The organism is Streptomyces anthophorae, from assembly GCF_049310305.1.
GTDB lineage: Bacteria > Actinomycetota > Actinomycetes > Streptomycetales > Streptomycetaceae > Streptomyces.
In genome coordinates, this window is sequence record NZ_JBLWQQ010000001.1 from 2,087,263 (window position 1) to 2,097,326 (window position 10,064).

At 72.6% G+C, this 10,064-nt stretch carries 12 protein-coding genes; 7 read left to right on the forward strand and 5 right to left on the reverse strand.

The annotated features are described in order from the left end of the window. Nucleotides 1-2: 2 nt before the first annotated feature. From ACNYS0_RS09360 to ACNYS0_RS09370, 3 genes are all read left to right on the forward strand, one after another. Nucleotides 3-2,669, forward strand: a complete 2,667-nt coding sequence (locus tag ACNYS0_RS09360) for an ABC transporter permease subunit (protein ID WP_422472236.1) — start codon at nucleotides 3-5, stop codon at nucleotides 2,667-2,669. Then, nucleotides 2,666-3,409, forward strand: coding sequence for an ABC transporter ATP-binding protein (locus ACNYS0_RS09365; protein ID WP_422472238.1), 744 nt, complete (start codon nucleotides 2,666-2,668; stop codon nucleotides 3,407-3,409). The genes ACNYS0_RS09360 and ACNYS0_RS09365 overlap by 4 nt, the downstream gene beginning before the upstream one ends. Before the next feature lie 112 nt (nucleotides 3,410-3,521). Beyond that, on the forward strand, nucleotides 3,522-4,355 hold the full coding sequence (locus ACNYS0_RS09370; RefSeq protein WP_422472240.1) for an aldo/keto reductase: 834 nt from the start codon (nucleotides 3,522-3,524) through the stop codon (nucleotides 4,353-4,355). A gap of 72 nt (nucleotides 4,356-4,427) precedes the next feature. Here the strand turns inward: ACNYS0_RS09370 and ACNYS0_RS09375 are convergent, their stop codons facing one another. Beyond that, complete coding sequence (locus ACNYS0_RS09375; RefSeq protein ID WP_422472242.1) at nucleotides 4,428-5,348, reverse strand: class I SAM-dependent methyltransferase; 921 nt, start codon at nucleotides 5,346-5,348, stop codon at nucleotides 4,428-4,430. A gap of 233 nt (nucleotides 5,349-5,581) precedes the next feature. Here ACNYS0_RS09375 and ACNYS0_RS09380 point away from each other — a divergent pair, with 233 nt between their 5' ends. Then, entirely contained in the window at nucleotides 5,582-5,803 is a 222-nt protein-coding gene (locus ACNYS0_RS09380) for a hypothetical protein (protein ID WP_422472244.1), read from the forward strand. 23 nt (nucleotides 5,804-5,826) lie between these two features. Here the strand turns inward: ACNYS0_RS09380 and ACNYS0_RS09385 are convergent, their stop codons facing one another. Then, complete coding sequence (locus ACNYS0_RS09385; RefSeq protein ID WP_422472246.1) at nucleotides 5,827-6,834, reverse strand: helix-turn-helix transcriptional regulator; 1,008 nt, start codon at nucleotides 6,832-6,834, stop codon at nucleotides 5,827-5,829. A 50-nt stretch (nucleotides 6,835-6,884) separates the two neighbouring features. On the opposite strand from ACNYS0_RS09385, the gene ACNYS0_RS09390 reads away from it, so the two are divergent. Next, nucleotides 6,885-7,046, forward strand: coding sequence for a hypothetical protein (locus tag ACNYS0_RS09390; RefSeq protein WP_422472248.1), 162 nt, complete (start codon nucleotides 6,885-6,887; stop codon nucleotides 7,044-7,046). Continuing rightward, entirely contained in the window at nucleotides 7,043-7,573 is a 531-nt protein-coding gene (locus ACNYS0_RS09395; protein WP_422472250.1) for a hypothetical protein, read from the forward strand. The genes ACNYS0_RS09390 and ACNYS0_RS09395 overlap by 4 nt, the downstream gene beginning before the upstream one ends. Here ACNYS0_RS09395 and ACNYS0_RS09400 read toward each other — a convergent pair. Both ACNYS0_RS09400 and ACNYS0_RS09405 read right to left on the reverse strand, forming a co-directional pair. After that, the gene (locus ACNYS0_RS09400; protein ID WP_422472252.1) at nucleotides 7,546-8,256 is read right to left on the reverse strand and encodes a class I SAM-dependent methyltransferase; all 711 of its coding nucleotides are present in this window, start codon (nucleotides 8,254-8,256) and stop codon (nucleotides 7,546-7,548) included. The two genes, ACNYS0_RS09395 and ACNYS0_RS09400, sit on opposite strands and share 28 nt — an antisense overlap. Before the next feature lie 136 nt (nucleotides 8,257-8,392). Further along, entirely contained in the window at nucleotides 8,393-8,695 is a 303-nt protein-coding gene (locus ACNYS0_RS09405) for a 4a-hydroxytetrahydrobiopterin dehydratase (RefSeq protein WP_422472254.1), read from the reverse strand. Nucleotides 8,696-8,733: 38 nt separating this feature from the next. On the opposite strand from ACNYS0_RS09405, the gene ACNYS0_RS09410 reads away from it, so the two are divergent. Then, complete coding sequence (locus tag ACNYS0_RS09410; RefSeq protein WP_422472256.1) at nucleotides 8,734-9,543, forward strand: helix-turn-helix domain-containing protein; 810 nt, start codon at nucleotides 8,734-8,736, stop codon at nucleotides 9,541-9,543. On the opposite strand, the gene ACNYS0_RS09415 is transcribed toward ACNYS0_RS09410, so the two are convergent. After that, nucleotides 9,525-9,941 carry a hypothetical protein gene (locus ACNYS0_RS09415; protein WP_422472258.1) on the reverse strand — a complete coding sequence of 139 codons (417 nt, stop codon included), beginning with the start codon at nucleotides 9,939-9,941 and terminating at the stop codon, nucleotides 9,525-9,527. The genes ACNYS0_RS09410 and ACNYS0_RS09415 overlap by 19 nt on opposite strands. Between the last annotated feature and the right edge of the window lie 123 nt (nucleotides 9,942-10,064).

The window sequence follows — 10,064 nt, forward strand, 5'->3', positions numbered from 1 at the left end:
ACGTGTCGGATCTGCTTGCCTTCGTGCTGAGCGGGCTCGTGTCGGGAGCGCTGTACGCGCTGCTCGCCACGGGGCTCGTACTCTCCTACTCGGCCTCCGGGCTCTTCAACTTCGCGCACGGCGCGACCGCCTATCTGTGCGCGCTCGCCTTCTACGAGCTGCACTCCGGCTTCGGCTGGCCCGCCGTGCCGACGGCGCTGCTGCTCGTCCTCGTCGTGGCTCCCCTGCTCGGCTGGGGGCTCGACCGGCTGATGTTCAGAAAACTGGCGCGGGTCGGCGAGACCGCGCAGATCGTGGCGACGATCGGGCTGCTCGTCGCGCTGCCCGCGCTCGGCCTGTGGATCGTCGAGCTCCTCGAGGACGCGGGGGCGCCGGTCAAGCCCGCGGAGAACCAGTTCGGGCTTCCGGGGGTCGGGCCGAGTCCGGCGAAGAACTGGCAGTTGATGGACGGCGTCGGCATCGACTCCGACCAGCTGATCACGTGGGTGACGACCGCCGTCGTCGCGCTCGGCCTGTGGATCCTGTTGCGCCACACGGCACTTGGGCTCAAGCTGCGGGCGGCCGTGGACAACCGCTCGCTCGTCGAGCTGCGCGGGATCAGCGCGGACCGGCTGTCGTCGGTGGCGTGGATGCTGTCCTCGGGGCTCGCGGGTCTTGCCGGTGTCCTCGCCACTCCCCTGCTCGGGCTCTCCTCGCACGACTTCACGCTGTTCCTGTTCGTCTCGGCGACGGCCGCCGTGCTCGGCCGCTTCATGTCGATCCCGCTGGCCTTCGCGGGCGGGCTCGGGCTCGGGGTGCTCCAGAACCTGGTCGCGGGGTACGCCACCTTCGCCGAGAAGATCACCGGGTTCCGTACGGCGGTGCCGTTCCTGATCCTGTTCGCCGGGCTGCTGCTGCTCACGCGGCGGCAGCGGACGGCGGGGACGGTGGCGAGCGACGCGCCACCGGTCGACTATCTGGCGGGGCGGTCGTGGCTGCGGCGCTGGGGGCCGTGGGCAACCGCCGCCGTACTGCTCGCCGTCGCCTTCTACACGGTGACGACGCCGTTCTGGAGCGGGATCCTCGCCCAAGGGCTCGCGATCTCCCTCGTGTTCCTGTCGTTCACCGTGGTCACCGGGCTCGGCGCGATGGTGTCGCTCGCGCAGGCCGCGTTCGTGACGGGCGCCGCGCTGGTCGCGGGTCTGCTGATGAGTCACGGGGTGCCGTTCATCTGGGCGGCGCTCGCGGGGACCTGCGCGGCGGCCCTGCTCGGCGCGCTCGTGGCGCTGCCCGCGCTGCGGCTCGGCGGCCGCTCACTGGCCCTCGCCACGCTGGCGCTCGCCTTCCTCGCGGACCAAGTCCTCTTCCAGCTCGGCTGGTTGAGGAACGGCGACACCGGGTGGGAGATCCCGCGCGCCGTCGCGGGGCCGATCGACCTCGGCGACGACCGGGCGATGGGCGTCGCCATGGTCGTGCTGTGCACGGCGGCGGTGGCGGGCCTGAGCGCGCTGCGGGGCTCTCGGGCGGGCCGGGCCATGCTCGCCGTACGCTCGGCGCCCGCGGCGGCCATGGCCTCCGGCGTCTCCGTGATCCGCACGAAGCTGCTGCTGTTCACCGTCTCGGCGGGGCTCGCCGGGTTCGGCGGCGTCATGTACGCCTCGTACAACACCCGCATCACGGCGACCGACTTCACGGCGATGACCGGCCTCATCTGGCTCGCTGTGGTGGTCGCGGCGGGCGTGCGGCGGCCGCAGTTCGCGGTGGTCGCGGGGCTCACCTTCGCCGTCGTACCGCACCTCATCAGCGACTATCTGACCGAGTCGGTACAGCTCCCGGTGATCCTCTTCGGCCTCGCCGGCCTCGCGCTCGCCAACGACCCGGACGGCTACTGCGCGGCGATCCCGGCCCGCCGCCACCGCCGGAGGGCCGCCACGGCGGACGTGGTCGACCAGGGGCCGGTCCCGGCCCCCGACCCCGACGCCGCGCTCCAACTCGCTGGCGTCCAGGCCGGATACGACGGCGCCCGCGTCCTCCAGGGCGTCGACCTCACCGTCCGCCCCGGCGAGATCGTGGCGCTCCTCGGCCCCAACGGCGCCGGGAAGTCGACCACCTGCAAGGTCGCGGCGGGCCTCATGACACCCCAGCAGGGCGAGGTGTACGTCGCCGGGGACCCGGTCGGCGACAGGGGCGCGGTCCGCCGGGCGCGGGCCGGGGTGGTGCTGGCACCGGAGGGCCGCGGCATCTTCGCGTCCCTCACCGTCGACGAGAACCTGGCACTCCAGCTCCCCGACCAGAGCGACCGGTCGGCGGTCTACGAGCGGTTCGCCGGGCTCGCCGCCCGGCGCGAGGTCACCGCCGGCTCGCTCTCCGGTGGCGAGCAGCAGCTCCTCGCGCTCGCCGCGCTGCTGCACCGCCCGCCGCGCGTCCTCATCGCCGACGAGCCCTCGCTCGGCCTCGCGCCGCGCGTCGCCGACGAGGTGTACCGGCTGCTCGCCGAGCTCCGCGACGCGGGCACCGGACTGCTGCTCGTCGAGGAGAAGGCCTCGGAGGTCCTCGGCGTCGCGGACACCGTGGCGTACCTCGCGCAGGGCCGGGTCACCTGGTGCGGGCCGCGCGAGAAGGTGGAGGCCGAGCGGCTCACGGAGGCGTACCTCGGCATCGCGGCGACCAAGGAGGCCGAGCACTCATGAGGCACGTACTGGAAGCCGAGGACATCGGCGTGCGGTTCGGCGGCGTACGGGCCCTCACCGGGGTCGGGCTTCGGCTCGCGGCCGGCGAGGTGTGCGGCCTCATCGGGCCGAACGGCGCGGGCAAGACGACCTTCTTCGACGTCGTCTCCGGCATCCGCAGGCCCGACGCGGGCCGGGTGCTGCTCGACGGCGCCGACATCACGCGCCGCTCCCCCGTCTGGCGGGCCCGGCACGGCATGCGCCGCACGTTCCAGCGCCAGCAGCTGTTCGGGCAGCTCACGGTCGCGGACAACCTGCTGGTCGCGCAGGAGTGGCGGCGCGGCGGCGCGTCCGCCGAGGACACCGTCCGCTCCCACGACCTGCTGCGGGACTGCGGCCTCGACGGCCTCTCCGACACGTACGCGGGGACGCTCCCGGTCGGGCGCGCCCGGATGCTGGAGCTGGCGCGGGCGGCCGCCGACCGGCCGCGGGTGCTGCTGCTCGACGAGCCCGCGTCCGGCATGACGGCGCAGGAACGGGAGCTGCTGGCGGCGACGGTGCGGCGCCTGGCGGGCGACGGCTGCGCGGTGCTGCTCGTCGAGCACAACGTGGCCTTCGTGATGGAGCTGTGCTCCCGGGTCCTGGTGCTCGATCTGGGCTCCGTGCTCGCCGAGGGGACTCCGGAGGTGATCCGGGCGGACACCCGGGTACGCGAGGCGTACCTGGGGTCACAGCCCCCAGCGCAAAGTTCGCATAGCTGACTGTCATGCTGGTGTCACCCACAGGAATGCGCGTACGCCCGTGATCGTTGACCATGGGAGTACCGAATTGTGCAGTGTCACCCATCACCGGACGAAAAAGGATCGACACCTCGTGAGCAAGGTTCCCCCGATCATCCTGAACAACGGCGTCGAGATGCCCCAGCTCGGCTTCGGTGTGTGGCAGGTGCCGGACGACGAGGCCGAGAAGGCCGTCGCGACGGCGCTGGAGGCCGGGTACCGCAGCATCGACACCGCGGCGGCCTACGAGAACGAGACGGGCACCGGCAAGGCCATCGCCGCTTCCGGCCTCCCCCGCGAGGAGCTGTTCGTCACGACGAAGCTGTGGAACGCGGACCAGGGCCACGACTCCACGCTGCGTGCCTTCGACGCCTCCCTCGAGAAGCTGGGTCTCGACTACGTCGACCTGTACCTGATGCACTGGCCGCTGCCGTCCAAGGGCCTGGCCACGGAGACGTACAAGGCCTTCGAGAAGATCCAGGCGGACGGGCGCGCCAAGTCCATCGGCGTCTCGAACTTCCTGCCGGAGCACCTGGACAAGCTGACGGCCGAGACCTCCGTGATCCCGGCGGTCAACCAGATCGAGCTGCACCCCCACCTTCAGCAGCGCGCCTCGCGCGAGAAGCACGCCGAGCTGGGCATCACGACCGAGGCCTGGTCGCCGCTCGGCCAGGGCAAGGGCCTCCTGGAGGTCCCGGCGATCGTCGCGATCGCCCAGAAGCACGGCCGTACGCCCGCGCAGGTCGTGCTGCGCTGGCACGTCCAGCTGGGCAACGTCGTGATCCCGAAGTCCGTGACGCCGTCGCGGATCAAGGAGAACATCGACGTGTTCGGCTTCGAGCTCGACACCGAGGACCTCGGCGCGATCTCCGCGCTCAACGAGGACCGGCGGCTCGGCCCGGACCCGGCGACGTTCGACGTGGCGTAACGGGCGGGGCGCAGCGCCTGAACCGACGACAGGGCCCCGGGGTGTGCTCCGGGGCCCTGTCGCGTACGTGCCTCAGGCCGCCTTGACCGCCGTGTGCACGGTGTGCGCGGTCAGCAGGAAGACGTCGTCGCGGCGGTACAGGCTCAGCGGGTCGTCCTTGTCCATGAGCCGCCCGATCGTGGCCATGTCCTCGGGCGACAGTGCCTCGGCGAACACCTCCAGGCGGCGCTTCCACAGGTCGATGACGGTCTCGCGGGCCTCGCCCGACAGCGGTGCGGGCAGGTCGAGCAGGAAGGTGCGGCTGACGGCGTTCGTCAGGCCCGCGTCGGTCAGCAGCTCCGCCCAGTTCTCGGTGTCCTGCTTGGCGCCCGGCAGGTCCGCGCGCATGTCGCCGAACCACTCCTCCTCGATGGCGTCGGCCCGCGCCTGAAGGCCCGGCTTCCCGAGCCCGAAGTCGCGCGGCAGGCAGCGCTGCGGCAGTCCGCCCTCGACGAGCGCGAGGGTGCCGCCGGGCGTGAGCCGCCCCGCGAGCGCGGCGACCGCGGCCCGCTGGTCGCCCACGTGGTGCAGGGAGCGGGCGGCCCAGATGAGGTCGGCGTGCGGCAACTCGTCGATGCTGTCCGGGAGTTCGACGCGCAGCGTGCCGGTGCGCTCGGCGATGCCGTGCCCCGCGAACCGCTCCATGGCGCGGGCGAGCAGCTTCTCCTCAGGGTCGGCCGCGATGACGCGGGCGTCGGGGAAGGCCTCGGCGAGGTGCAGCGAGACGGCGCCGGGGCCCGCGCCCGCGTCGACGATCAGGCCGGTGCCGGCCGGGCGGGAGTCCCGGAGCCAGGAGAGGGCCTGCGTGTACAGCGGCTCGTACACGGAGGCGTTGCGCTCCAGCATGGGGATCATGTCGGCCCAGTCGATGTCCGTGTGGTCGTGGCCGCCGTGCCTGCCGTGACCGTGCCCGGGTCCGCCGTGCTGTTCGTGCTGGTGGTGACCGTGTGCCATGTCCGGTGTCGCCGCCCTTCGTGCCCGTATGTCGTCCGTCGCCCCTCAGGGTGCGCGGACGGCATACGCACGGGCAAGCCACGTTGCCGCCTCGGCAACATGTCGGCACTGGGGGGCCGGGCGGGCGCCTGTACCGGCCTGGCTCAGAGCTTGCTCAGGGCTTGCTCAATTCACGTGTCGCGCTTCCCTCCCCGGGCATGATCGAGTCCGTCGGACGATCAAGGAGAACAGTCATGGCCAAGCCGGTGCGGGCATCGTTGGGTGACATGTGGATCACCTGTCTGGTCTGCAAGAACGACCAGTTCCGGGAGCGGAACGTGAAGCTGAACAGCACCGGCGGTGAGTTCCTCAAGCTGGCCTGGGCGGACGAGAACGCCTCCGGGCTGATCTGCTGGAAGTGCGGCTACGTGCATCTCTTCGCGAACCGCGAGATCAAGCTGCACCGCGTCGACTGACCACCGGGACGTCTCGCCCGCCGTCAACCGACCAGGTTCCCGGCGGCCGATGGGTTGCCGGGCTCCGGGCCCGCGTACAGGCGCGCGAGTGCCCGCGCCGTCGCCGCGATCCGATCACGCAGCTCGGCCGGTTCAAGCACCTCGATGTCCGCGCCCAGGCGCAGGAACTCGTCGTGCGCCCGGCCGACCGACTCGATGGGCAGCCGCGCGCGCAGCCTGCCGTCGGGCTCGGTGCGGCCGGTGTCGCGCACGGCACGCGCCGCGGCCCCGGTGAGCCGGTCGGCCGCGCCGGGGGTGAGGCGCACGAGGGCCTCGCCGGTGTGCAGACGCCGGTGGAAGTCCGCCTGGTACGCGACCCAGAACGCGGCCAGGTCGAAGTCGTCAGGCGCCTCGAACTCCTCGGCCGTCGCCTGGAGTTCGAGGATCTGGTCGACGCGGTAGACGCGCGGGCCGCCCGCCCCGGCCGCCGCCACGACGTACCAGCGACCGGCCTTGAGCACGAGCCCGTACGGCTCCAACCGCCGCTCCACGTCGGTCGGTTCGCGCCAGCGGCGGTAGGTGACGTGCAGCGCGCGCCGGTTCCACACCGCCTCGGCCACGGCGGGCAGCGCCTCGGCGGTGTCGTCGTCCTCCGCGTACCAGCCCGGCGCGTCGAGATGGAAGCGGGCGCTGATCCGGTCGGCGTGCGGGCGGAGTTCGCGGGGGAGCGCGGCCCGCACCTTCAGCTGGGCGGCGGCGAGCACCGGACCGAGTCCGAGGTCGGCGGCGGGCCCCGGCGCCCCGGCGAGGAACAGCGCCTCGGCCTCGTCGGCGGTCAGTCCGGTGAGCCGGGTGCGGTAGCCGTCGACGAGGCGGTAGCCGCCCGCGTGCCCGGAATCCGCGTAGACCGGGATTCCGGCGGCGTGCAGGGCCTCGACGTCCCGGTAGACCGTGCGGACGGACACCTCCAGTTCGGCGGCGAGTTGGGCGGCGGTCATCAGGCCCCTGGTCTGCAACAGGAGCAGCATCGAGACGAGGCGGCTGGACTTCACGAGCACTTCACTGACACAGGATGTCAGGGAAGCGGCCCTACCGTCCCGGCATGACCTTCGAAGAGCGAGGCGGCGCCGACGGCGCGTACCTGAACGCGTACAGCTGGGTGTGGGACAACGCCCTGCCTTTCCGGGGCGAAGCGGCGGGCCGGCCCGCGCTCCACTACGTGCCCGACACCATGCCCGAGGGAACGACAGGAGACCACCGATGACCACGTGGACCGCGTCGCAGCACAGCACCGCGCACGACTTCGACTTCTTCCTCGGTGAGTGGGACGTCGCCCACCGCCGTCGCCTCGACTTCCTCGATCCGGACAGCGGCTGGGAGGAGTTCACGGCGAGAAGCCGCTGCTGGAGCCTGTTCGCAGGCGCCGCGAACATCGACGAGATGCCGGTGCCCGCGCAGGGCTGGACCGGGCTCACGCTCCGCCTCTTCGACCCTGCGACCCGCACCTGGTCCCTGAACTGGTCCACCGACCGCACGGGCCGCCTCTTCCCGCCCGTGATCGGCGGCTTCGAGGACGGCACCGGCCTCTTCCAGGGGGACGACACGCACGACGGCCGGGACGTACGGGTGCGGTTCACGTGGTCCGGAATCGGCCCGACGACCGCGCGCTGGGAACAGGCGTTCTCCGTCGACGAAGGGCGGACGTGGCTGACGAACTGGACGATGGACTTCTCGCGGCGGGCCGGGACTTCACAGGCACCCGTTCAGGCCGAGAACGCCAGCAGCGTGTAGACCGGGTCCGGTCGTGGCGTCCGCTGGTCCGGCAGCGCCTCCAGGCGTGCCGCCAGTTCCTCGCGGCCCTTCGCGTGGATCCGCCCGGCCCGCACCTCCCGGGCGAGCTTCGCCGGTACCCGGCCCTGGCCGTGGCCGACGAAGGTGGCGGAACCCCGCGGGCGCAGACCGTGCCCGGCGGCGAGCTGCGTGATGCGCGCGGTGGCGTCGGCGGGCCTGCGGCGGCCGTGGGGTGCGACGAGGGCGCAGATGTCGCTGCCGACGAGGTGTGCCGCGGCCTTGTCGACCGTCGTCACGAGCACGCCGCCGGGGCGCAGCACGCGGGCCGCCTCGGCGATCACCGGTGCCGCGTCGTCCAGGAGGTGCAGCAGCCATACCGCGGTGACCGCGTCGAACGTGGCGTCCGCGAAGGGCAGTTGGCGGGCGTCGGCCTGGATCGCCGCGCCGGACAGGCGGGGTGCGGCGGCCCGCAGCATGCCGCTCGCGCGGTCGACGCCGATGGGGCGCGGGCCGCCGGGGCGGGTCAGGTGGCGGGTGACGAGGCCGGTGCCGCAGGCGAGGTCGAGGAGGGTGTGGGCGTTCTCCGGGACGAGGCCGAGAACGGCGTCGGCGGCTGCCCTCGCGCGGGGTTCGCCGCCGCGGGTGGCGTCGTAGCGGGTCGCTTCCTCGTCGTAGTCGAGCACGCGGGGACTTTAGCCCAGCCGGGCGTGTGCAGGGCGGAAATCCCCCACCCCGCCCCTTCCCGAAACCGGGGCTCCGCCCCGGACCCCGCTGCCTCACGTCCCAGGGCGGGGCTGGAAGGTCAAACGCCGGAGGGGCTCATTCGGTGTGCGCCGACGCCAGCTTCTCGACCCGTTCCGCCAGCGTGAAGTCCTTCGCCGTCAGGGCTCCGCCCGCGTCGTGGGTGTTCACCGCGAGGGTCACCGTGTTGTAGCCGAGGGTCAGGTTCGAGTGGTGGTTCAGGTCCTCCTGGGTCTGCGCGATGTGCACGACCAGCGCCGCCGCCGCGAAGTGCGAGCCCAGGCGGTACGTGCGCGTGAGCGCGTCGTTCTCCACGGACCAGCCGGGCAGCTCGGCGAGGCGGTCCTCGATGTCCTTCTGGGAGAGCGGTTCAGTAGGCATGCCTCCAGCGTGCCACCGGATCCGGTTACGGTCTTCCCATGACTGCCGCCGCGCGCAAGAACTCGTCAGAAGTGGGCGCCCTGCTGCGCGGCTGGCGGGAGCGGCGCCGGGTCAGTCAGTTGGAGCTCGCGCTGCGGGCGGAGTCGTCGGCGCGGCACATCAGTTTCGTGGAGACGGGCCGCTCGCGCCCCAGCGAGGACTTCGTGCTGCGGCTCGCCGAGCACCTCGACGTCCCGATGCGGGAGCGCAACGCGCTGCTGCTGGCCGCCGGGTACGCCCCGCGGTTCAAGGAGACCCCGCTGGACGACCCCGCGCTCGGCGTGCTGCGCGAGGGGCTCGACACGCTGCTGCGGGGCTACGAGCCGTATCCGGCGTTCATCGTCGACGCGACGTTCAACGTGATCGCGGCGAACGGGGGCATCGCCCTGCTGATGTCCTCGGCGCCCGCGCACCTGCTCACGGAACCGCTGAACGCGATGCGGCTCACCCTGCACCCGGAGGGCCTCGCGCCGCGGATCAGGAATCTGCGCGAGTGGCGGGGGCATCTGCTGGCGCAGCTGGAACAGCAGATCGCGCTGACCAGGTCGCAGCCACTGCGGGAGCTGTACGAGGAGGTGGCGGCGTATCCGCTGCCGCCGGGCGCGGACGTGGCCGAGCCGGCCGCGCCGGTGCTGCCGTACTTCGCGCTGCCGATGGTGATCGAGCACGAGGGGCAGGTGCTGTCGTTCGTGTCGTCGATCTCGACGTTCAACACGCCGCTGGACGTGACGGTCGCCGAGCTGGCCGTGGAGACGCTGCTCCCGGCCGACCCGGCGACGGCGAAGTACCTTCACTCCGCACGGGGCTGAGCGCGCAGCGCCGCGTACTGGAGTGCCGCGAACGCGGCGACCACGACGGCTTGGAGCGAGCCGTAGACGCTGCCTGCGGTGCTCGGGTCGAGCCAGGCGAACAGGGCGACGAAGCTGAGCACCGTCCAGGCGAGGTTGACCTCGACCACGGTGCGCACGCCGAGCGCGGGCGGGCTGCTGCGTGCGGCGAGCGCCCCGACCGCGGCGGCGTAGCCGACCAGGCAGGCGCCGAGCGCGAGCAGCAGCCCGGGATCGATGCCGAGGAAGCGGCCGATCGGCCCGGAGGCGGCGACGTAGGCGAGGCCGTTGATGCCGGTGCCCAGCGCGTCGGCGGCGAGCAGGCGGCGCAGCCAGGTGCGGGCCCGGACCGGGGTGGTGGTGAGCGTGGTGGCGGACATGGGGTGCACCCTCCGTCAGTGGGTCGGTGGCTCCACCCTGCCCGCGCCCGGGTGGCGGGTCGATTACGTCCGGGGTAATGGCCGAACCCGTACGGGCGTGCCCTGACGTCCTCCTCGTACGGT